The organism is Natronosalvus halobius, from assembly GCF_024138145.1.
Lineage (GTDB): Archaea > Halobacteriota > Halobacteria > Halobacteriales > Natrialbaceae > Natronosalvus > Natronosalvus halobius.
Map to the genome: position 1 here is coordinate 1,555,001 of NZ_CP099997.1, position 22,094 is coordinate 1,577,094.

19 protein-coding genes and 2 pseudogenes are annotated in these 22,094 nt (G+C 65.0%); 9 read left to right on the top strand and 12 right to left on the bottom strand.

From position 1 onward, the window contains the following. The 3 genes from NGM15_RS07600 to NGM15_RS07610 form a co-directional block, all read right to left on the bottom strand. The gene (locus NGM15_RS07600) at window positions 1-549 is read right to left on the bottom strand and encodes a metal-dependent hydrolase (protein ID WP_253437384.1); all 549 of its coding nucleotides are present in this window, start codon (window positions 547-549) and stop codon (window positions 1-3) included. A 70-nt stretch (window positions 550-619) separates the two neighbouring features. Beyond that, window positions 620-2,695, bottom strand: coding sequence for an LVIVD repeat-containing protein (locus NGM15_RS07605; RefSeq protein ID WP_253437387.1), 2,076 nt, complete (start codon window positions 2,693-2,695; stop codon window positions 620-622). Between the two features lie 197 nt (window positions 2,696-2,892). After that, window positions 2,893-3,495: a DNA-3-methyladenine glycosylase family protein gene (locus NGM15_RS07610; protein ID WP_253437390.1), complete on the bottom strand. Its 603-nt coding sequence runs from the start codon at window positions 3,493-3,495 to the stop codon at window positions 2,893-2,895. A gap of 287 nt (window positions 3,496-3,782) precedes the next feature. Here NGM15_RS07610 and NGM15_RS07615 point away from each other — a divergent pair, with 287 nt between their 5' ends. Further along, the gene (locus NGM15_RS07615) at window positions 3,783-4,580 is read left to right on the top strand and encodes a PRC-barrel domain-containing protein (protein WP_253437392.1); all 798 of its coding nucleotides are present in this window, start codon (window positions 3,783-3,785) and stop codon (window positions 4,578-4,580) included. A gap of 75 nt (window positions 4,581-4,655) precedes the next feature. Here the strand turns inward: NGM15_RS07615 and NGM15_RS07620 are convergent, their stop codons facing one another. From NGM15_RS07620 to NGM15_RS07630, 3 genes are all read right to left on the bottom strand, one after another. Further along, entirely contained in the window at window positions 4,656-6,011 is a 1,356-nt protein-coding gene (locus NGM15_RS07620; protein WP_253437395.1) for an ATP-grasp domain-containing protein, read from the bottom strand. A gap of 111 nt (window positions 6,012-6,122) precedes the next feature. Continuing rightward, complete coding sequence (locus tag NGM15_RS07625; RefSeq protein ID WP_253437398.1) at window positions 6,123-7,082, bottom strand: zinc-dependent metalloprotease; 960 nt, start codon at window positions 7,080-7,082, stop codon at window positions 6,123-6,125. A gap of 146 nt (window positions 7,083-7,228) precedes the next feature. Then, window positions 7,229-7,552, bottom strand: coding sequence for a hypothetical protein (locus NGM15_RS07630; RefSeq protein ID WP_253437401.1), 324 nt, complete (start codon window positions 7,550-7,552; stop codon window positions 7,229-7,231). A gap of 223 nt (window positions 7,553-7,775) precedes the next feature. Between NGM15_RS07630 and NGM15_RS07635 the strand changes: the two genes are divergently transcribed. Further along, complete coding sequence (locus NGM15_RS07635; RefSeq protein WP_253437403.1) at window positions 7,776-8,834, top strand: M20/M25/M40 family metallo-hydrolase; 1,059 nt, start codon at window positions 7,776-7,778, stop codon at window positions 8,832-8,834. Between the two features lie 578 nt (window positions 8,835-9,412). Here the strand turns inward: NGM15_RS07635 and NGM15_RS07640 are convergent. Beyond that, the gene (locus NGM15_RS07640; RefSeq protein ID WP_253437406.1) at window positions 9,413-10,507 is read right to left on the bottom strand and encodes an alpha/beta hydrolase; all 1,095 of its coding nucleotides are present in this window, start codon (window positions 10,505-10,507) and stop codon (window positions 9,413-9,415) included. Between the two features lie 133 nt (window positions 10,508-10,640). Here NGM15_RS07640 and gatB point away from each other — a divergent pair, with 133 nt between their 5' ends. Continuing rightward, window positions 10,641-12,125 (top strand): Asp-tRNA(Asn)/Glu-tRNA(Gln) amidotransferase subunit GatB, encoded by a 1,485-nt coding sequence (gene gatB / locus NGM15_RS07645; RefSeq protein ID WP_253437408.1) that lies wholly within the window; start codon window positions 10,641-10,643, stop codon window positions 12,123-12,125. 433 nt (window positions 12,126-12,558) lie between these two features. Here gatB and NGM15_RS07650 read toward each other — a convergent pair whose 3' ends face one another. Next, window positions 12,559-13,533: a sensor histidine kinase gene (locus NGM15_RS07650; protein WP_256499361.1), complete on the bottom strand. Its 975-nt coding sequence runs from the start codon at window positions 13,531-13,533 to the stop codon at window positions 12,559-12,561. Between the two features lie 221 nt (window positions 13,534-13,754). Between NGM15_RS07650 and NGM15_RS07655 the strand changes: the two genes are divergently transcribed. Continuing rightward, window positions 13,755-14,276: an SRPBCC family protein gene (locus tag NGM15_RS07655; protein ID WP_253437414.1), complete on the top strand. Its 522-nt coding sequence runs from the start codon at window positions 13,755-13,757 to the stop codon at window positions 14,274-14,276. A 147-nt stretch (window positions 14,277-14,423) separates the two neighbouring features. Here the strand turns inward: NGM15_RS07655 and NGM15_RS07660 are convergent, their stop codons facing one another. Both NGM15_RS07660 and NGM15_RS07665 read right to left on the bottom strand, forming a co-directional pair. Further along, a complete protein-coding gene (locus NGM15_RS07660) occupies window positions 14,424-15,143 on the bottom strand; it encodes a plastocyanin/azurin family copper-binding protein (protein WP_253437417.1) in 720 nt (239 codons plus the stop codon). Between the two features lie 270 nt (window positions 15,144-15,413). Continuing rightward, window positions 15,414-16,478 (bottom strand): M42 family metallopeptidase, encoded by a 1,065-nt coding sequence (locus NGM15_RS07665; RefSeq protein WP_253437420.1) that lies wholly within the window; start codon window positions 16,476-16,478, stop codon window positions 15,414-15,416. A 112-nt stretch (window positions 16,479-16,590) separates the two neighbouring features. Here NGM15_RS07665 and NGM15_RS07670 point away from each other — a divergent pair, with 112 nt between their 5' ends. The 3 genes and pseudogenes from NGM15_RS07670 to NGM15_RS07680 form a co-directional block, all read left to right on the top strand. Then, window positions 16,591-16,749, top strand: a complete 159-nt coding sequence (locus tag NGM15_RS07670) for a hypothetical protein (RefSeq protein WP_253437423.1) — start codon at window positions 16,591-16,593, stop codon at window positions 16,747-16,749. A gap of 95 nt (window positions 16,750-16,844) precedes the next feature. Then, a pseudogene (locus tag NGM15_RS07675) lies at window positions 16,845-17,303 on the top strand (DUF2332 domain-containing protein); the annotation flags it as partial. 127 nt (window positions 17,304-17,430) lie between these two features. Then, window positions 17,431-17,871: pseudogene (locus NGM15_RS07680) on the top strand (DUF2332 family protein); the annotation flags it as partial. A gap of 69 nt (window positions 17,872-17,940) precedes the next feature. Here NGM15_RS07680 and NGM15_RS07685 read toward each other — a convergent pair. Continuing rightward, window positions 17,941-18,759: an amidohydrolase family protein gene (locus NGM15_RS07685; RefSeq protein ID WP_253437426.1), complete on the bottom strand. Its 819-nt coding sequence runs from the start codon at window positions 18,757-18,759 to the stop codon at window positions 17,941-17,943. Between the two features lie 234 nt (window positions 18,760-18,993). On the opposite strand from NGM15_RS07685, the gene thsA reads away from it, so the two are divergent. Continuing rightward, on the top strand, window positions 18,994-20,538 hold the full coding sequence (gene thsA / locus NGM15_RS07690) for a thermosome subunit alpha (RefSeq protein ID WP_253437962.1): 1,545 nt from the start codon (window positions 18,994-18,996) through the stop codon (window positions 20,536-20,538). Between the two features lie 93 nt (window positions 20,539-20,631). After that, window positions 20,632-20,997 (top strand): HalOD1 output domain-containing protein, encoded by a 366-nt coding sequence (locus tag NGM15_RS07695; RefSeq protein ID WP_253437429.1) that lies wholly within the window; start codon window positions 20,632-20,634, stop codon window positions 20,995-20,997. Between the two features lie 38 nt (window positions 20,998-21,035). On the opposite strand, the gene NGM15_RS07700 is transcribed toward NGM15_RS07695, so the two are convergent. After that, on the bottom strand, window positions 21,036-21,929 hold the full coding sequence (locus tag NGM15_RS07700) for an SAM hydrolase/SAM-dependent halogenase family protein (protein ID WP_253437431.1): 894 nt from the start codon (window positions 21,927-21,929) through the stop codon (window positions 21,036-21,038). Window positions 21,930-22,094 lie beyond the last annotated feature (165 nt).

The window sequence follows — 22,094 nt, forward strand, 5'->3', positions numbered from 1 at the left end:
TTATCCACGTTCGCGTAGTCGACCAATGGCGGTCCCGACGACTCCGACGCCCGGCCGCCCGTCGATCCACCAAAGCACGATGCCGGCGACCAGGATGACCGCCTCGAGCCACAGCGTCGTCGCCTCGAGACCCGCGACGGCACCGAGGCCGAGGGGCTTGACTCCCGTGTACGCCGGCATGTGGGTCACCGGCCATAGCAGGAACCCCAGTTCCGCGTAGTCCCCGGACAGCACGTGCCAGGGGAGATCCGCGAGAACATGCGAGCCGTACCCGATAACGACGGCGACCCCGAGGTCCCGCCGATTGGCTCGAGCAGCGAGCATCCAGGCGACGGCCACGACCGGAACGGCGAACAGGAGGGAGTGACCGACCGTTCGACCGACCTCGACGACGCCCGCAGCGGCCAACGGCTTGTCGAGCAGGTCGGCGAGGCCAGCCGTGAGGACGGCGACGAGCGCCGGTTCGTCGCGCGGTGGCTCACCGTGGCTCCACCGTGCGTACGCTGCGTAACAGAGGTAGCCGACGACGGGGTGGACGACGGGCTGCACGTATCAATCTTGTCCGCGACCGTTCAAAGAATGTGGCCGTCTCCGATGGGTCGATCCACCCGATGTCCGATCAGGTCTCGAGTCCGACCACCGTCGAGATGTCGACTTCGCCATTCGCCTTCCGCCAGAGGCGGTTGTTCGCCGAGACGCCGCCACCGTAATCCGATTCGACGGTCGGCCGGGCGTACTCGAGCGGGCCGACGGCGTAGCGGTCCGTCGCGTCGTCGGGAACCTCGACGTAGTATCGAAGCGTGCCCTCCTCGACGGTTTCGTCGAAGGTCACGACCTTTCGGTACCCGTCGAGTTGCTCGACGGTCACGTCGCCGGCGACGACCTCCCAGTCGACGGGGATACGATCCCGAACGCGGACGGGTTCGTCGGCGTCGACGTGGACGCGAACCTGACTCGTCTGGCCGGCAGTGAACAGCGAGGCGTCGGCCTCCCGCTCGATCTCGAGGTCGATCGGCGTGTCGCCGCCCACATCGATGCCGTCGTGGGCGATCGCCTGGGGTCCCGCGTTGATCCCGCCGGAGAAGGTGACGCCGTTTCGAATCACGGCGGACCAGTGAAACGGCGTTCCCGTGGTCAGATCCCCGAGCGTCGCGTCCTCGGGCACGTCGGGACCGACGCGGGAGTAGCCGGTTTCCTCGAGAGCGAAGTCGTCAGTAATCTGCAGGAACCGGGTTCCGGCGTGATAGTGGCCCGCCACGACGGTGCCGTCGGTGTCGATGTCGAAGTTGTGCGCGCTCAGGTTGAAGTCGTCGAACCCCTCGTAGGTCCAGTCGTCGTCGGCGGCTTCGTGTTCGAAACCTGGCGTCTCTTCGAACGTCTGGTCGGTCGACTCGAAGAGGATCCAGTGGTCGAGTTCGGTAGTCGGTCCATCGTCTTCGACGGCGCCGCCGTACATGTCGAACGCTTCCCTGCTCGCGGGTTCGACGCCGTCCTCGAGGAGCGTCGTCGAAATGCCGAGGTAGGCGGGACCGGCGTCGCCCTCGATCACCGCGTCGAGCGGGTCGGCGTCGACGAGGTAGTAGTGGCCAGACTCGCCGTCGGTGCGGACGTATCCCTGACCCTCGTGACTCGCGGGCGTCTCGTGGCCCGCGACGAATACGCGCTTGCCGCCGAGGAGCGTCGGGGCGGGAATGGCGTGGTGAGCCCGGTCCATCTCGAAGATGCCAAGTTCCACGAGGTCCGTCGGATCGCTCGCATCGAGGATCCGTACGCCGGCGTTCCAGTTGGCGTCGTAGAGGATCGGGATCCCGTACCGGGGATCGTCCTGGACGACGACATCGTGAGTGTAGTACGCCCCGCCCTCGGTGCCGACTTCGGGCTCGCCGAGTTCGCTGTCGTAGTTCCACCAGTTGACGTGATCGAGCGTGCCGAGTTCGCGGTCGAACTCGAAGACGTTGATCCTGCCGGTCACGCCGTCCTCGCCGTGAGCGGTGAAGACGAACTCGCGGCCACCGATCTGGTGGTACCAGGCGTTGTGGGGGCCGAGCACCCACACCGACAGCGTCGTCTGGGTGACGAGTTCCGGATTCCCCGGATCGGAGACGTCGACGACCTCGAGGGCCGCGCCGTCGGCCCCACCGTCGTGGTCGTCCGTCCCGGTCGAGCCGTCGGACTCGTCGAACAGCGCATTGACTGGCTGTTTCGAACAGAACGCGTACTGCCCGTCGTCGCTGAGTTTGACGTCCATCACTGCCGCCGCGTCGTTCTCGTTTCGGTAGAAGGCGAGACAGCCGATTTCAGCCGTCTCGAGGTCGTCCTTAGACGCCGCTCGCGTGAAGTCACTCACGTCGAAGATCGCCAGCCCCCTGTCGGGCGTCTCTGCTCGCGAGGAGAAGACGGAGGCGAACGCCAGGTCGTCGTGAACCCGGAATTCGCTGAATCCGCCGTAGTGAGGTTCCGCTGGCTGGCCGGAGAAGGAGGCCGGCCCGACGCCGCCGGCGCTGTGATAGCCGACGACCGCGGTGTTCGCCGCCGCGTTCCGTTGCTCACCGTCGAACTGATCGCCGGTGCCGCCGTTGGTCGACTCCTTGTGCGCTGTCGCGGTTCCGCCGACCGCCGCCACGCCCATTGCCCCGGCGGCCGCTCGGAGAACCGCTCGTCTGGTCTCGTTCTCGAGTGTGTCACGTGCTGGCATCGTATTCCTGCGAGCCGTGGTACCATGGAACGCCTTTAATGCGTTTTGACAAACGCGTCAACACCTTTCGTCGAACGGTGATCCAACTTCGGTTCTGTAGTCCTTTACTTCATTTACTGTAGTTACTTTGAATTGTGTAGTAAAACGCTCCGCCACGCCCCCGGGTTTCGCCAGTCACACCGGTTCGCTCACTCCCGTTAGTCGTCCGATTCGTAATCCGCCCAGATGTACCGGGTCGCCAGGCTCCGATGGGGTCGCCACGGTTCGGCGATTTCGCGCATCTTCGCTCGAGAGAGTTCTGCCCCGTCGTTGTACAGCGCTTCGATGCCCCGCCGGACGGCGAGGTCGCCGAGCGGGAGCACGTCCGGACGCTCCAGGACGAACAGGAGGTACATGCGGGCCGTCCAGTCGCCGACGCCCCGAATCGTCGTCAGTTCCTCGCGCACCTCGTCGTTCGTGTGATCGGCCAGCCCCTCCCTGGTGAGGTCGCGCTCGAGAAACGCCTCGGCGGCGTTTCGGGCGTACTCGACCTTCGAGCGACTCAGCCCCGCCTGGAGCAGCGGTTCGTCCTCGACCTCGAGGACGCGCCTCGGTGTAATCTCCTGGTCCAGGACGTCGAACGTGCGTTCACGGACGGCCATCGCGGAGGCCGTCGACAGCTGCTGATTGATGATCGAGACGAGGAGCCGTTCGAACTCGCCCATCGAGGAGTCGATCGGCGCAAGGTCGTACCGTTCCACGAGTTCGGCCATGATCGGATCGCGGCGAAGGACGGATTTGGCTGCTGCCTGCGTCGACATTGACGGGAAGAAGGACGGAACGGGCAAAAGGTCGTTGCTCGAGGCACCCCCGACCAACCCGTCTCCAGTTTCCTGCGAAAGCCACGGTTACTCGCCGTCCCTTCCCCTATCACCGCTCGTAATCGAACGCTGTGCACAGATCGGCCGACTGAGCGACCCTGTTTGCCGCTTGGAGACGAACTGAGACGACGAAATGGAGACCGACGCGGCGTCGATCACAGGGCAATCGCCGCCTGTCGACCGAAACAGTCCGGACGATTTGGGATGGTGGACGACGGCCGGACCGTATGGCCGACGACCACGCGACCGCCTGGGTGACGACCGACCCCGACCGCATCGAACGCTGGGCCGCCGACCGCCACGCCCGCCCCGTCGTCGTCGAGGAGGGCGGCGAGCGGACGTACACCTTCGTCCACCGGGAGAACGTTTCGCCAAACGGGAACCACCGCGAACTCGAGTGGGGCGCGTTCGCGGACGTCCTCGATCGGTACGACCTGGCGTTCGTTCACCTCCAGGACGACCCAAATCCACAGGAAATTGGGTACTTCGCGCTCACGTCGCGAGCGCGCGTGGCTCGACGAACCGGCATCGATCGGCCGGCGCTCGAGCAGGCGCTCGCCGACGAGGAGGCGCTGAAGATCGAGATCGATCCATCGGAACCCGCTCGCGAGGAGTATCCGACCGAAATCGTTCCGATGGGCGGCGGCGCCGAATCGGTCGACCACGACGAACCGATGGGTGGCGGCGTCGTCGTTCACGAAGAACAGGCGGCCATGGGTGGCGGCGCGCGCTCGACGCCGCGAGCGGGTCGGCGAACGGAACGTGCGGAGGGTGGCGACCGACTCAGCGCAACCGACGAGGGAAAACCGGTCGTCGATACCGCCGGAGAACGACTCGGTACCGTCGCCAGCGTCACCGACGAGCACCTTCTCGTCGAATCCGGGGCCGGGCTCACAGAACGGCTCAAGGCACGACTCGGTTGGGGACGCCAGGAAGGGGGCTCGGTTTCGATCGATCGGTCGCAGGTCCTGGACGTGGCCGACGAAAAAGTGATCGTCGCCCCAACGGAGTCGACCCGAGAGTGAGTTGTGGCGCTACTCGAGGCCCTATTCCTCGTGGCTGCTCGAGGATTCCTTACCTCGCGGCTACTCGATTCGTGACTACTCGAGGCTCTCTTCTTCCTCCTCCGGGCTATCGGGAACGTCGCCGTCGACGCGCCGACTCACGTCGACCTGGTAGTTCCCGAGGATGTCGCGACCGAGGATGACCGGGTAGTCCATGTGACTGCGGTCCTCGACGCTCGCGGTGACGGTGTGCTGATTGCCGCCGACACCGACGACCACGTCGACGACGGGCCGACTTTTCGAGGTCTTGCTGCTGCCCGACTTCACCCGCGTGATCGACTTGATCGGGCCGGCGCCGATGTCGGCGGCCAGGCGCGTGTCGATGCTGGTCCGCGTCGCCCCCGTGTCGGACTTGGCGTAGACGGACTTCGATCCGCTGGTTCCAGAGAGGACGACCTCCTCGGTGTAGCCGATGATCGCGGCCTCGCCGTCCGTCGTGGTGAGCCTCTCGGGCATCGACGAGGGCGTCGAGTCGTCCAGGCTCGCTGAGAGTTCCCAGACGCGCCCATCGTCGACCTCTCCGCCCGCACGTTCGATGGCGAGTTTCGCGATGTAGGGGGCTGGGCTGACGTGGGTCGCCTGGTAGAGGCCCTTGAATCCAGCCGTCGGATTGACCTCCAGGACGAACCAGCCGTCGTCCCCTTCGACGATGTCGACGCCGGCGTAGTCGAGGCCGACGATCTGGGCCGAGTCGACAGCGATGTCGGTGACTTCCTCGGGGAGGGAGTCCGTCGCGTCCTCGACCGAGCCGCCGACGGCGACGTTCGTCCGCCAGTCGTTGTCGGGCGCGTATCGGTACATCGCGCCGACGACCTCGTCGCCGACGACGTAGACGCGGATGTCGCGGTGGCGCTCCCCGTCGCGGTCGATCAGCTTCTGGAGGAAGGCGTAGCGGTTCCCGACCTTCGAGTTGACGGGGTCGTTCGGACCGATCTTCCAGGTCCCACCCCCGTGGGTTCCGATCGCCGTCTTGTAGACCGCCTCCTCGCCAAATCGGTCCCGGTTCGCGTTCAATCGCTCCGTGCTGAGCGAGAGGAACACGTCGGGCACCTGGATGTCGGCCGACGCGAGCGCGGCCGCCGTCGCCAGCTTGTGCGACGCCGTCAACGTCGCCGCCGGTTCGTTCAACATTGGAACCAGTCGACTGAGCGTGTCCGCCAGCCCGAGTTCCTCACAGGGCTGTTCGGTGTTCGAGAGCAGCATTCGGTTCGCAATGACGTCGACGTCGGGTTCGACGGTGACCGAGCCGTCGTCGACGCTGATCGCCGTGTTCTCCTCGCGAAGCCAAGCCGTCTCGTGGCCCAGTTCCTCGACCGCGTTGAGAATCGCCTTCGACTCCTTGCTCGTGTGCAGACTCAGTACCCCCACCGTGACGGAATCGGCGGCTGTCATAGTCGACGACACTCTGGCTGCGCGGAAAAGCGTTATCAGTTCCCGCCGTCCGTGTGAACGGTTCAGCCCGTCGATCCCCTTGGAGAGAAGAACAGTTCGAGGGACCGATGGTTACGCGCGCTCGAGACGACGGACCCACCGTCCAGGATCGTCGAGTTCTTCGCCGGTCGGTAGGTTGTCCGGATGGTCCCATACCCGACTCGCGAACGCGACGTCTCGAGCGCCGGTGACCCCCTCGAAGAACGATTTTCCGCGCTCGTACTGGCGCTGTTTGAGACCCAGGCCCAGCAGGCGTCTGAACAGACGCTGGATCGGCCCGCGCCCCTGTCGACGGGCGTCGAGTTTCCGCCGGAGGTCCGCGTACTCGTCGTCGAATGCGTGATCCATCAGCAACTCGGCGTAGCCCTCGACGACCGTCATCGTGACGTCCAGTTCGTGGAACGCGTTCCGGTCGAACGAGCCCTCCGCAAGGGCGTCGATTCCCTTCTGCATACGCGACTCGAGGTGGGTCGACAACCAGGGGGCAGCGCCGAACTCGGCCGCGTGGGTCACCTCGTGGAACGCGATCCAGCGGCGGAACCGGTCAGAATCGACCTCGAGGACCTCCGCGGCCTTGAGGATGTTCGGACGAACGAAGTACAGCGCGTGGTCCTCGTCGGGTGTCTCCGCGAGCAACAGTGGGTCGTACTGGCCGAGGACGTTCCGCCCAAGAAAGGCGAGCAGGACGGTCATCGTCCCGGTGTTGATCGTCCGGGCCGCGCCGGGGAACGCACCCATCTGGGACTCCATGGGCGCCATTACGCGCTCGAAAGTGGCGATGTTGGCGTCGATCCAGTGGTGTCGATTCTGGATCTCGACGACGTCGGGGACGTCGAACTCGAGGCCCGCGGCCTCCTGGACGCCCGCCCGAGCGTCCCGGACGTCGCGAGCGTAGGCGGCTTCCTCGCCAGGCTCGAGTTCGAGCGATCCGGGTTCGGTCGAGGCTTTCGCGGCCTCGGCCGCGGCACGCCAGTCGACCGCGTCGTCACCGGAGGCGCCGGCGACGGCGCGAACGCTACGATAGAGATTCACACCTCGAGTAAGCGGACGGGAGCAAAAAGCGTTCTGTCGTGTGGCGTCTCGCAGTCAGTCGATTTTGCTCGGGGAATCGCCGCAGTCAGCGGTGACCTGAATCGAGGCATACCACGGTGGCGAGCGAACCGACGAGAGTCGTTCGTCTACGTGACGATGACGTCCGGCTCGTCCTCTGGCTCGACCGTCTCCTCCTCGTCGCCGCCGCGGAACTTCTTGACGGCGACGGCGATGCCGACCAGGACGACGAGTGCGACGACGACGCCGAGGGCGCTTCCCCTGCCGCCGTCGTCGGCCGCGGCTCCGTCCTCGTCCTGGTCGGTCGCGGATTCGAGTTCAGATTCCGATTCCGATTCGGTCTCGAGACTTCCCTCGTCGCCAAACGGGAGTTTCTCGCTGAGGCTCCTGGGTCCGAACTGGGTTTCTCCGTCGAGGTGCAACTCGAAGAGGGTGATGTTTTTATCGCCCATACTGAGCCCCACAACGGGCGGTCATTTACCAGTTGTGCTGGTCGTCGCCGTGTGCTGGAGAGTCCGTGGCCACAGCGTCATTCGAGTTAGTCCGTAACCACAGCGTCATTCGAGTTAGTCCGAACCACAGCGTCATTCGAGTTAGTCCGAACCACAGCGTCACGCGAGTGCCAGACGACACGGGAGTCAACAGGTTCAAACCCCAACCCTCCGACCACCCACTATGGAGTCACAGCCACGCGACGTTCTCGTTTCACTCCTCGAGACGCCTTCTCCGTCAGGGTACGAAACCCGCGGCCAGCGCGTCTGGATCGACTACGTCTCGCAATTCGCGGACGACGTCCGGACTGACGCCTACGGCAACGCGGTCGCCGTCCACGAGGGCGACCCTGGCGGCCCCGAAATCGCCCTGACGGGCCACGCCGACGAGATTGGCTTCATCGTGCGCTCGATCGACGACGACGGCTTCCTCAACGTCGGCCGCATCGGCGGCAGCGATCCCTCCGTCGCCCGCGGCCAACACGTGACGGTACACGCCGAGGACGGCCCCGTCGAAGGGGTCGTCGGCCAGACCGCGATCCACCTCCGAGAGGACGACGACGAGCCCGAAATTTCGGACCTCTGGATCGACATCGGTGCCGAGGACGAAGAGGGCGCAGCCGAGCGCGTCGCCGTCGGCGACCCGATTACGTTCTCCTCGAGCGTCTCCTGGCTCTCCGAGACCCGACTGGCCGCCCGTGGCATGGACAACCGCGTCGGCACCTGGATCGCCGCCGAGGCGTTCCGCCGGGCCGTCGAGCACGGGACCGACGCCACCGTCTACGCCGTCTCGACCGTCCAGGAAGAGGTGGGAACGGAAGGGGCGAAGATGGTCGGCTTCGACCTCGAACCAGACGCCGTGGTCGTCGTCGACGTCGGTCACGCGGTCGACTACCCCTCAGCACCCAGCGAGAAGACGAGCCAGATGGAGCTGGGCAGCGGGCCGGCGCTCGGCCGCGGCAGCACCAACCACCCGGTGCTCTTCGACGCCCTCCGGACGGTGGCCGCCGAGGAGGAAATCGACGTCCAGGTCGAGGCTCTCGGCCTCGGAACCGGCACGGACGCCGACAGCTTCTTCACCGCCGCGGGGGCAATTCCCTCCCAGGTCGTGAGCGTTCCCAACCGGTACATGCACACCCCGGTGGAAGTAGTCGATACCGGGGACCTCGAGGAGATCGCCGATCTCCTGGGATCGTTCGCGAGTTCGGCCCACGAGTTCGCGCCGTTTTCGGTGGATATCTGATCGTCGTCGGCGCCTCCAGAGTGACGGTAAGGGGTCCGTCGCTCGCTCGAAAGCCGATCGCAGTATATAAGCAGTGCCGTCGCTTAGCTCGATGTGCGTACCTTTAGTCCCCGACCGAGTAGACCCACTTCGGGTGCGATGACCGTTCGGCGAACCCGGGTACGCGACAGCTGTTCGGCGGTTCACGCCGCCACGCAGGATGGTGGTTCTATCCACCCGTTCGACGGCATACGCCGTCTCGCAACCGGAGGCGCGTAGCGCCTCCCGCCCGGCACGAGGGTTAGCCAGCAGACACGGCACGCCGCCAGGGATGATGCTGGACGTTAGTGTTCCGGGTGCCACTCTACTCTACGAGAGGCATTTCACTGTCGCGTGCTGATTGGCTACCCTGCGACGTCGTCAATCCAAGCAACGAGGTCCGAGACGACGCACTCCGCGACGTTTCCACCGAAGTAGAGGCTCATCGGATTCGCGGGAGCGAACCCCTCCTGGAAGAAGTGATCGAGCCCCTCGTAGAACTCGACACGGTTCCCGTCCGCGAGGTCTACAGCCCGCCACTTCTCGAACTCGTCACGGAACTACACGGCGAGTTCCGGTTGTACCTCCTCGTCGGCTCGACCGGCCTTCAGGACGAAGCACGGGACCTCCAAACTGCTCGCAGTACCCGCAGGGTCGTAGGCTCCGACGCTGCGGTGCCAGGTCCCCGGCCGTCCCCAGACCGTCTCGTCGTCGTCATAGTCTCTCTCGGCCAGGCGTCGAACCGTCTCACGTTCGCGCTCGAGTTCGGCCTCCTGACCCTCGCTGAGGTCGCCGTCCGGTTCGAACTCGTAACGCAGGATCGCGAGGTCGTCAGGGTCGAGCGTCGAGTCGGCCCGCGCATCGAGAGCGACGACGCCCGCAACGCCACCGTGACGAGCGGCGATTCTCGGGGCGCACATCCCGCCCTGGCTGTGCCCCGCTACGAATACGGCGTCTTCGGCTACCTCGTCGGTCGCAGCGAGTTCGTCTATCGCCGCGATTGCGTCGTCGACGACGACGGTGTCGAGCGTGTAGTGCTCGTCCTCGACGTCGTGTTCCGCGAGCCGCTTCTCGTACCGGAGCGTCGCGATTCCCTGGCTAGCGAGGCCCCACGCGAGGTCTTTGAGGATCTTCGACGCGCCGTCGGTTCCGTCCAGGTCGTGGATGCCGGCACCGTGGACGAGCAGAGCGGCCGGGACCGGGCCGGAGCTGTCGGGAACCGCGAGAACGCCCTCGAGGTTCACGCTCCCGGCCTCGACAGTCACGTTGCGCTCGCTGAATGCGTTCCTGTCGACGTACTCTGGTGCCTCGTACGTGGGGGAGAACGAGAACTCCGTGATGCCGGTGGCATCGTCGATATCGATGCTCGCCCGTTCGGTGCCGTCCTCGAACTCGAGTGTGACGTTTGCGCCGGTTCCATCCACCTCCACCTCGCCCACACCCTCGAAATCGCCGTACTGAGCATAGAGTCCCCGCCAGTACAGTTCGAGCGCATCCACGGCATCAACTGGCTCCTGGAATTCGTCGGGAAACGACTCGACGACCGCCGCTCGACCGTCCACAGTGAGCAGGTCGGTCGCCCGGGTAAGCGTCCCATCCCCAAACCGTGTAGCGAACGTATGTACCGTATCCTCAGCGTTTCTCGAGGGAACCATCGTGCAAATTGTGTTTGTAGAAGAAAAGATGAATAATTCGATAAGTTCGCGAGTCACTTCTCTGCCTCGAGCGCCGATCCACGACTACAGCGGGTCCGTTATCCTTTAGCGCCCGCGGGTCAAATCGCTTCCAATGACCGCACAAACCGTCCAGCAGGGGGACCTCGTCACCGTCATCGGTCTCGAGGTGCACGTCCAGCTGGAGACGAACACCAAGATATTCTGTGGCTGTTCCACCGACCCCGCCGACGGACCGAACGAACACGTCTGCCCTGTCTGTCTGGGCCTCCCCGGCGCCCTGCCCGTCCTCAACGAGGCCGCCGTCGAAGCCGCCGTCAAGATTGGCAAGGCCATCGACGCCGACATCCCTGAGGAAACGCGCTTTCACCGGAAGAACTACTACTACCCCGACCTGCCCAAGAACTTCCAAATTACCCAGTACGACGAGCCGATCTGCCAGGACGGCGAACTCGAGGTCGCCGTCGAGGGCGAACGCCGGGAGATTACGATCGAACGCGCCCACCTCGAGGAGGACCCCGGGAGTCTCCAGCACGTCGGCGGCAGCATCGACACCGCCGACTACACGCTCGTCGACTACAACCGCGCCGGCACGCCGCTCATGGAGATCGTCACGGCCCCCGACTTTCGCAGCCCCCAGGAGGTTCGGGCATTCCTCGCGGAACTCGAGGAAGTGCTCGAGTACCTGGGCGTCTTCGACGCCGAACGCGACGGTAGCCTGCGGATCGACGCCAACCTCTCGATCGTCGACGGCGAGGAGGTCGACGGCGACGGCTCGATCGGCCGCGAGGCACTCGAGACAGCCAACCGGACCGAGGTGAAGAACATCTCGAGTCACAAGGGCGCCGAGAAGGCGCTGGCCTACGAGGAGACCCGCCAGAAGAACGCGGTTCGACGCGGTCGCGAAGTCGAACAGGAGACCCGCCACTGGGACGAGAGCCGCGGGATCACGGTCTCGATGCGCTCGAAGGAAGCCGAGAAGGACTACCGGTACTTCCAGGAGGCCGACCTGCCGCCGCTGCGGGTCTCTCACTGGAAGGACGAGATCTCGATTCCGGAACTTCCCAAGGCCCGTCGCGAGCGGTTCGGCGAGGAGTACGGCCTGGGCGAGGAGGCGGCGTCGAAGCTCACCTCCACGAAGCAGGTCGCCGACTTTTACGAGGACGTCGCCAGCGCGTTCGATCCCGACCTGGCGGCAACCTGGGTCGCCGATGAACTCCTCGGCGAACTCAACTACCGTGACATGGACGTCACCGACCTCGAGGGCCGCCTGGACGAGGTCGCACGGCTGGTCGAACTCGTCGCGAGCGACGAGATCACGGCGAAGAACGCGAAAGAGGTCGTCCTCCGCGGGATGCTCGACGACGGCCACGATCCGGACGCCATCGTCGAGCGCGAAGGGCTGGGCAAGACCGACCAGGACGAAGTACAGACCGCCGTCGTCGAGGCCATCGAGGAGAACCCCGATGCAGTGGCCGACTACGAGGCCGGCGAGGGCGGCGCGATCAACTTCCTCGTCGGGCAGGTCATGCAAAAGACCGGCGGGAGCGCCGATCCGGGCGACGTCAACGGATTGCTTCGGGCCGAACTCGAGGACTGAGAAGGACTGAAACGCGGTTCGAGTCCGGTTCGGCGCTGTGGCGGGTCGGGCGGGAATCGGAGCCGGGTTCGTTCTCGATTGGCGCAATTCTTGTGTCCCTTCCAAACGTACACGATTGTCTATACGAAACGGGTGAGTAATGGCCTGTTCAGAAGACCCCGTCGTCGTCCGCTGTACACACTGTAAGTTCGTCCACCGGTCGGCGCTGAAGCCCGATTCGTGTCACATCTGCGGCGGAGAGCTGTAAGGCACGCGTGCAACCGTCGTGGCTCTCACTCTCCGGGCGATCATGACTGCTGACGGATAATGCTCGGTCCTCACTCACCGGGCCGACGACGGCCGCTGGCGGATAGCGTTCAACTCTCATCGCAGAGAATGTAACGGGATGCCCGAATGCTTGCATTTTCCGTCACTCTATGCTCGTCTGCCCCTCTCAGTCGCTCGAGGAGCGGAATTCGAAGCGCGCACCGCCTTCCTCGCTCTCCGCGAGCGTCACCTTGAGTCCATGCTCGTCGGCGATTCGTGCAACGATGGTCAGACCGATACCGGACCCGCTGTATCCCGTAGTAAATCCGTGTTCGAAGATTCGCTCCCGCGTCGACGCACCGATACCCGAGCCGGTATCCTCGACGTAAAATCCGTCCGCCAGCGGACCGACCCGAACCGTCACGTCCGCCCCGCCGTGGCCGATCGCGTTTCGAAACAGGTTCTCGAAGAGCGCCTGGAGCTGTCCCTCGCTACCGGCCACGGTGCAGTCGTCGACCTCGAGCGTGGCGTCTTTCGTCTCGACCATCGTCCAGGAGTCCCGAGCGATCGTCTCGATCGAAACCGGACCGTGGTCGGCCGATTGCAAGCCGGGCCGAGCCAGTATCGTCAGGTCGAGGAGGAGATCGTCGATCCGTTCGAGCGCATCCGAGATGCGATCCAGGCTGTCCTCGTCGCCGGTCTCGCGATACAACGCGAGTTCGCCGAACGCGATCGACAGCGGGTTTCGGAGGTCGTGAGAAACCATGCTCGCGAACTGATCGAGTCGCTCGTTCTGTGCCTCGAGTTCAGCCGCCGTCTCGCGGGGTTCTGTGACCTCCTGGGTGAGCAAGACGCCGTAAAGCTCGTCCTCGATCGTGACCGGTTTCGTCTCGACGTGGTGAACGCGCTCGTCATACTCGATATCGAAGGAGCGGGGCGTTCCCGCGAGCGTTTCGCGGAGTTCGGGTTCGAGCCGAGAGCCGGTTTCGTCGGGGAAGAGCTCGTCGAGTGATTCACCGACCATCTCGGCCGTCGGGTTTCCTGAAAACGGGAGGGTGCGCGGTCCCACAATTCGGTATCGGAGGGAGTCGTCGAATAGTACCAGGACGCCGTTGGGGACGTTTTCGATGACGTGCCGATGGCCATTCGATGGCGGCCGCAACCGCTTCGTGTCGGGAGAAGGGTTAGGGGTGATATCACGATATTGGGAGGCATTCGCATAAAAATAGCGGCTGTGGAGTCGTACTCGTCGCCACCGCCGAGGTCCAAACCGTGGCGAACGATAGTCGTTTCCGGGCAGCGCGAGGGGGACGAACCGCGATAGGTGTAACCCGTTTCGAAACAGTCCGTCACAGTTACGGTCCCGTTCGGTATACTCGGGGTGTGGACCGAATCCTCGTTAGCACGGTCGTCTATCGCTCGCCCGAGGCGGTCTTTCCGTACCTTGCGGACTTCACACGGTACCCGCGCTACGCCGACCACCTCGAGTCAGTCACCGTCGATGGCGACGGCGGTCCAGGAACGCGCTACGACCTTCGACTGGCGTGGTGGAAGCTCAGCTACACGGCGCGGTCGGAGGTCACTGACGTTTCTGCGCCGACGTCGCTGCAGTGGCGACTGACGAAAGACCTCGACGCGGAGGGTGAGTGGCGCGTCGAGCCCGCGCCAGACGTAGCGCCGCCGGAAGAAGAGACGGCCAGCCGCCTCTACTTCGAGGCCGTCTACGACCCCCACTCGGCTAGCGAGGACGCCGTCTCGCTTCCCCGATTCGTCTCGATGAGTTGGGTAATCGACAAAATACGTCCGCGACTGATGAACGAGGCCCGTCGCGTCCTCGAGCGCCTCGTCGCGGACGTCGAAGGGACGCACCGATCGATCGAGTTGACCGTTCACGAGGCGCCGTAGGAGACGCTCCGTGAGTCGAAAAGCGTGGGCCTGTCGCTTCGGGGGACCCGAGCGAGAGACAGAGAGCGAGAGACAGAGAGCGAGAGACAGAGAGTGAGAGACAGAGAGTGAGAGAGAGAGAGAAGAGGGTGCGGTCGTAACGTCGAGTTACTCGCCCGAGTCTCCACCGTAGCGCATGAAGCCGTACACGAGCGAGAGCGTCGAGAGGACGCCGGCCAGCGTCGCGACGAGGAGCGTCCAGGCGGCGTCAGGAACGAGGGAGATAGCGCCTCCTTCACCGCCGCCGCCCGCCCCTTCGGCGACTTCGATGCTGCCGGTCATCCCGACGCTGACGTGTGGGTCACAGACGTATTCGTACGTTCCCTCGACGTCGAAGGTGTGTTCGTAGGTTCCTTCCGCCTGGAGGTCCGTGTGGCCTTCCCAGTCAGCCTCGTCCGGGGTTTCGCCCGGGGAGACGTTGTGTTGGCCGGAGCCGACCCACTCCCAGACGACCGTGGTGCCGGGTTCGACCGAGAGGCTGTCGGGGACGAACTCGTTGTCGTCGACCTCGACGGTTTCAGTGGTGCCGCCTCCGCCGCCACCGCCGTCTTCGGACTCGTTGTCCTCCCCATCGCCCTCGGACTCGTCCCCTTCACCGTTCCCGTCTTCGGACTCGCCTCCTTCGCCGCCATCCTCGGCCGTTTCGTTGCCGTCCTCGGTATCAGTTTCGTTACCGTTGGTGTCAGTTTCGTTGCCGTCACCGGTATCCGTCTCGTTGTCTTCCTGCGCGAGCGCGCTCGCACTCACGCCAGTGACGACCGCCGTCCCCGCCGTGCCGGCGAGAAAGAGTCGCCGTGAGAGTCGTGTCTCGTCCTCGGATGGGTTCATACCAGGGGGTTAGCAACGCCCGGTACTGAAATCTTCGATTCCATCGTTTGTCACTCGCCACGATTGTCGCCGCCGGTGTGATCGAGGAGAGCGCGACCCGGACATAGATATGGAATCTATAGTATTGAGTGCCCATTTTCTCCAGACGAGACAACGACTCCAGACGAGACAACGACTCCAGACGAGACAACGACTCGATGCAAGAAGACGACTCGAGACGGTACGTGACGAAGTACAGATGAGGACACGCGAATCGAACGTAAAAACCGATCAGTAGCGGTAGTCGTGCTCGCCGGTTTCGGACTCGAGAAACGCCGCAAGCAGGTCGATGGTCGCCGCAACGTCGTCAACGTGGGCCATCTCGGTCACAGTGTGGAGGTACCGCGTCGGGATGGAGAGCGCGCCGACCGGCTTCGCACCGCGGGTGTTCTGGAAGCCGGCGGTGTCTGTCCCCCCAGCGGGCAGGATCTCGAGCTGGTGGTCGATGTCTTCGTCCTCGGCGACGCGCTTGAGTCGGCGGTGGACCTTCGGGCTGGTGATGACGCTCCCGTCCTTGAGCTTGATCGCGGCGCCGTCGCCGAGGCGGGTGACGTGCTCTGCGGCCTCGAAGCCTGGAACGTCGTTGGCGACGGTGACGTCCAGGGCGATGGCCAGGTCGGGGTCAACGTCGACGCCGAGGGCCTTCGCCCCGCGGAGGCCAACCTCCTCCTGGACCGTGGCACAGAAGTGAATCGTCACGTCCGGGTCCTCGATCCGGCGGGCGGCCTCGAGCATGGCGAACAGGCAAACGCGGTCGTCGAGCGCCTTACCGGTGACGGTCTCGCCGACGCGCTCGGTCGACTGATCCATCGTGACGAGGTCGCCAACCGAGACGCGCTCCTGGAGGTCGTCCTTCGGGAGGCCGGTGTCGACGTAGACGTCGTCGACATCGGGGGTCTTCGAGCGGTCCTCGTCGCTGAGGGTGTGTGGCGGGGGCGAGCCGATGACGGCGGGAAGGTCGCCGTCCTCGGTGTGAATTGTCACGCGCTGGGCCTTGAGGACGCGGGCGTCCCAGCCGCCGAGGGCGTCGAGCTGGAGGAAGCCAAAGCCGTCGTCGTCGCCGGCGATGTGCTTGACCATGAAGCCGATTTCGTCCATGTGGGCGGCGACGGCGACGCTGTAGTCGCTCTCGCCCTCGATGGTGCCGACGACGTTACCCATCGCGTCGGTGCGGACGCGGTCGACGCTGTTCTCGAACTCGCGCTCGACGAGAGCGCGAATCCGGTCTTCGTACCCCGGGACCCCGCTGGTCTCGGTGAGTTCGGTCAGGAGTTCGAGATCGAACGGTTGAGACATACCCGAGTCTGTCGCTCGAACGCGCATAAGTGCGTGGGAACGGGTTCTGTGTGCCGGTTTCCGGTTCGAAGAACCGACGCACTCACGACGCTCGAAGCGAAAGATCCGGTCGATGCAGGAAGACAGGGTCGTCCTCGCGCTGGTGTGTCTGTTTGTCGTGACGCTGGGAACGGTGTACGTCCTCGAGAGTGCGGTGCTCTGGGTGTTCTGGGGCGCGACGATGATGGCGCTATCAGGGGGACTGTTGGTTCGCTCGAATCGAGAAACGTAACGGCCGACGAGGGGCGTTGAATCACGCGGCATGCGGAGGGAGACGCTATCGTGATCGGCTACGAGTTTTATAAAATCGAGCACACAACGTACGCCATGGACATCGCCGAGAAGTTCGGTCGTTACGCGAATTGGGTGGAAGACACGTCCCCATTTTACGCGCGACTCGCCGATTCCGTCGTCGACGACGACCGACTCCTCGACATCGCATCGGCCGCTTGCGGGGGGCAACCCGAACCGGAACTCCTGCTCGCGGCAGTGCACTCGCTACTACTGGCCGGGCGAGACCACCCGCTCGCCCAGTTTTACCCCACCTGCGAACGGAGCGGAAGTGCCGGCGACCCGGTCGATTTGTTCCGAGATTTCTGCGTAGCAAACGAAGACCGACTCCGGTCGATCGTCGCCACTCGTCGCTGTCAAACGAACGACGTCGGCCGCTCGGCGGTCCTCCTCCCGGCGTTCGAGCACGTCGCCAGGACGTCCGAATCCGACGCGCTGGCTCAGGTCGAAATCGGGGCGAGCGCGGGGCTCAACCTCAACTGGGATCGGTACCGGTACGACTTCGACGGCGCCGGCAGGTACGCCGAGACGGACTCACCTGTGACGATCGCGACGGCCGTCCGCGGCGACCGGGACCCCCCCATTCCCTCGAGCGTTCCTCACGGTCGTCCACCGGCGCGGGGTCGACTTGAATACGCTCGACGTAACCGACGACGAAGACGCGCGGTGGCTGCACGCGTTGATTCACCCGAATCGAGACCGGCGGCACCGGCGACTCGCGGCGGCCATCGAGATGGCGAAGACGAACCGGCCCCCGCTCGTCGAGGGCGACGCGCTCGAGGCGCTGCCGACGCTGCTTTCGGACGCACCCGATGGCGCTGCTCTCGTCGTATTCAGTACGCACGTTCTCTACCAGTTGGACGCGGCGACGATAACGAAACTTCGGTCGATCCTCTCCGATTATAGCTCGGAACAGCCGGTTCACTGGCTCTCCATAGACCCCAACGAAGAACTCGGGGAACCCACCTACCGATTGGTGATATTCGAAGACGGGAACGTAACGGAGTCAAAGATCGCACGCTTCGAACCGTATGGCCGCTGGGTGCAGTGGCTGGGTTCGTGACATCGTAGCCGACCGTACGCGAGCGATCAGAATCCGACGGCGGCGACTCGAGGTCACCTCGAAGAAAAGTCACTCGGGCCGCAACGAGTCGATCACGCGGCAGGCGTTCTTCGAAAATGCGCGGCGCAGTTTGTCCGCCGATACGTCGAGGGTCAGAATCTCCATGATCGCCACGTTCGGGTGCCAGTCCGGCGCGCCGCTTCCGAAGAGGACGCGGTCGGGATGCTCGAGTAGCGCTCGCTCGAGGACCTCCCGGTAGCGAACCCCGCTGGTCTCGAGGTAGCAGTCGTCCACGGCCTCGAGCAAATCGAGGAACGCGTGGGCGGATGGCCGACTGACCGAGGGGCCCGCATGAGAAACGATCGCCGGAAACCCCCGGTCCAGGAGAGGGTCGACGAACGCCGACGGCGGCGCGTTCTCGCCCCCGCGAACGATCACGGGCAGGGACGCGGCCTCGAGTTTTTCGAGGACGGTTTCGTCGGGGACGCCGTCGACCGCCGGATCGAGGACGAAGCCGTGGAATCGGTCGTCGTAGGCGTACTGCTCGACGTCTTCGGGGGTCGTGTGGAATGGCTGGCGACGACTCACGGCGTTTCGGAACCGCCCCGTTCGATCGGTCTCGAGCGCGTTCACGCCGTTGATGCGGGCGAAGGCGACGAACGGCCGCTCGACGCTCCGACGGGCGACGCCGTTGTTCGCGGCGACGTAGGACTCGCCGGGCCTGGTTCCGGGAAAGACGACCGCCCGAACGATGCCGGCCTGGTGCATCTCCCGTTCCATTCGGTCGGGCGTCGCCGGAGGTACTCGAGTCGACGGCTCGCCCCTGCCGTCCGGGGACAGCCGAGCGTGGACGTCGACGACGCGGAAGTCGTGTTCCAGCTCGAGCATTCGCTCGTGCGTTTGGGGTCGACACACATGGGCGTACCGGCTTCCGCCGATGAGCAGGACAGTAGCGATCCAACGTCAGGCGCGGCGGGAGCAACTGAACGGGAAGCGTGTGTATCAATCACACAATCGCCAGAGGGAAGCGCGATGGCACCGAAATACTTTTATAGAAGTGCTGACGATACAAGTATAGAGGTTTCACACATGGCACAACAGCGACGCATGGGCGGACAGCCTATGTTCATCTTGAGCGAGGACAGCAACCGAACGCAGGGCCGCGACGCACAGTCGTCGAACATCATGGCCGGAAAGGCGGTCTCCGAGGCCGTACGTACGACACTCGGCCCGCGCGGCATGGACAAGATGCTCGTCGACTCGAGCGGGAACGTCGTCATCACGAACGACGGCGCCACCATCCTCAACGAGATGGACATCGAGCACCCCGCCGCACAGATGATCGTCGAGGTCGCCGAATCCCAGGAGGAGGAAGTCGGTGACGGCACGACGACGGCGGCCGTTATCGCCGGAAATCTGCTCGCCGAGGCCGAGGACCTCATCGAGCAGGACGTCCATGCGACGACCATCGTCGAAGGCTACCACGAGGCCGCTCGCATCGCCCTCGAGGCCATCGAGGACCAGGTCCTGGACGTCGACGTCGACGACGAACTGCTCGAGCAGGTCGCCGTCTCCAGCATGACCGGCAAGGGAACCGGCGGTCTCCAGACGGAGACGCTCGCCGAGACCGTCGTCGGTGCTATTCGCCAGGTCAACTCCGACGAGGGCGTCCAGCGCGACAACGTCGAGATCCACACCCAGGTCGGTTCGTCCTCGAACGCGACCGAACTGGTCAACGGGATCGTCATCGACGAGGAGCCGGCACACGACGAGATGCCCACGAGCGTCGAGGACGCCTCGGTCGCCATCCTGGACGTCGAACTCGGCATCCGGACGGGCGAGGTCGACGCGGAGTACTCGATCGACTCGATCGACCAGCTCAACGCCGCCCTCGACGCCGAGGAGGACGAACTCCGCCGGTACGCCCAGGAGGTCATCGACAGCGGCGTCGACGTGCTCTTCACGACCGACGACGTCGACGACCGCGTCGCCTCGCTGCTCGCCAGCGAGGGCATCCTCACCTTCGCGGACATCACCAACAAGAAGGCTCGCAAGGTCGCCAACGCGACGGGCGCCCGCCGGGTCGGCGCCCTCGAGGACCTCTCCGAGGACGACTTCGGCCACGCCGACCGCGTCCGCACCGAGACCTACGGCGACGACGACCTCGCGTTCGTCGAGGGCGGCGCGGCCGCCGAGGCCGTCACCGTCTTCGTCCGCGGCGGCACCGACCACGTCGTCGACGAACTCGAGCGCGCCATCCAGGACGCCCTGGACGTCGTCACCGCGGCGCTGGATTCGGGCGAAGTCGTCCCCGGCGCCGGCGCGACCGAGATCGCCATCGCCGACGAGGTTCGCTCGGCCGCGGCCGGCATCGAGGGTCGCAAGCAACTCGCCGTGACGGCCTTCGCCGACGCGCTCGACATCGTTCCGCGCACGCTCGCGGGTAACACCGGACAGGACCCCATCGACGCGCTGGTCGACCTCCGCGCCGCCCACGAGGCCGAGGGCCGCGCCGGATTGGTGACCGACGGCGAAACCGTCACCATCGGTGACCCCGTCGAGCACGGCGTCGTCGACCCCGCCGACGTCAAGCGCGAAGCCGTCGAGAGTGCCACCGAAGCCGCGACGATGATCGTGCGCATCGACGACGTCATCGCCGCCGAATAACGCTCTCGCGTTCGTTTTACCGTTTTTCGGAACCGGTCGCATCGACCAACCGCAGCCGATAGTGTTATGTTGTGACATACCATACGAAAATGTATGTCCCATCGCTCACCGACAGATCGGCTGGTTCGAGCCGGGGGCACGGCCGACCGACCGATCTACTACGACGACCGTCGGGGGACGTACCACGCCTGGTACGATGGGGGGACGTACGAACCAGTTACGACTGCCGTCCTGATGGCCGTCTCGGCGGCCCTCGAGGCCGATATCGAGACGCTCGAACCGCTGGCGACGGCAGTCGATCCCGAAGCGCTCGACGATCTCTTCATCCGCAGCGCTCGGTCCCAGCCTCGGTCTCCAGGCCGAACGAACGCGCTCGTGGTGTCGTTCGAGTACGCCGAGTGCGGGATACGAATTCACGAGAGCGGTGAGATCGTTATCGACCCGCGCCAGCGGGGGTAACGAATCCGCGCCAGTGGAGGTGACGAGACCCACCGTCGCTATTCGTCGACGGGAGGTACCCGCTCCAGGACGAACTCGTCACCGACCGCGAGGCCGAAGGCGTCGTCGCCGCGGCCGTCGTTCACGTCGAATTCGACGTAGCCGTGGCTCCCGACGAGCGCGACCTGCTCTCCAGGAGCGACCGTCGCGAAGGTCTCGCCGACGGGGACGCGGTCGCCGTTCACGCGAACGTTCCTGGCTTCCTCGAGAACGTCGCCCGGAACGTTCGTGATGACGTTGCCGAAGTCGTCGACGGCGAGGACCTCGCCGGCCACCGCGATCGGTTCGCTGACGTCGGCCACCGGGAGTCTACAGTCGACGGGGCCTGTCAGTCGAGAGAGCCAAGGGAGAGTCTCGAGTGGCCCGTTCCGGGTCTCGACGGCCGCTGCGGCAGGGGCGAAGACGTCCCGACCGTGGAAGGTCGTGCTTCCGGTGGCCTCGTGGTGACCTGACGGAACCGGCGTCTCGAGACCTGATTCGTCGACGGCGAACGCCTCGAGACTGCCGTCGTCGTTCGATAGTGTTTCCTCGAGGGCGCCGTCGTCACTCGTCGTCCCGAGGTTGCTACCGTCGCTCGACCCCGTCTCCTCGAGGCCGGCCAACCGACGGGCGGCCGGGAGGAGCACGCCGTTGTCCGGGCCGACGAGGACGTGGTCTCCGGCCCGAACGACGATCGCACGGCGGTCGGTCCCGACGCCCGGATCCACGACCACGAGGTGCGTCGCCGGCGGGAAGTACGGCAGCGTCTCGCGCAACCAGAACGCGCTCGTGCGAACGTCGCCCCTGGGGAGGTCGTGAGAAATATCGACCAGTCGGACGTCGGTTCGCGAAGAGAGGACGCCCTTCATCGCCGCAGGATAGGGCGACCCGAAGTCCGAAGCGAGCGTAATCATGGTCGCCGGTACGGGTCGATCCTTCAAAGTCGATGCGACTCGTCTCTCACCTCAGCACGTCCGGTGGTTGTCTCGAGGACGGACGGCTCGTGGTCATAGCCGGTTGTGGCCCGGGGTCGATCAGGATCCGGGAGGTTCGATCGCGACACGGGAGAATCGGCCCGG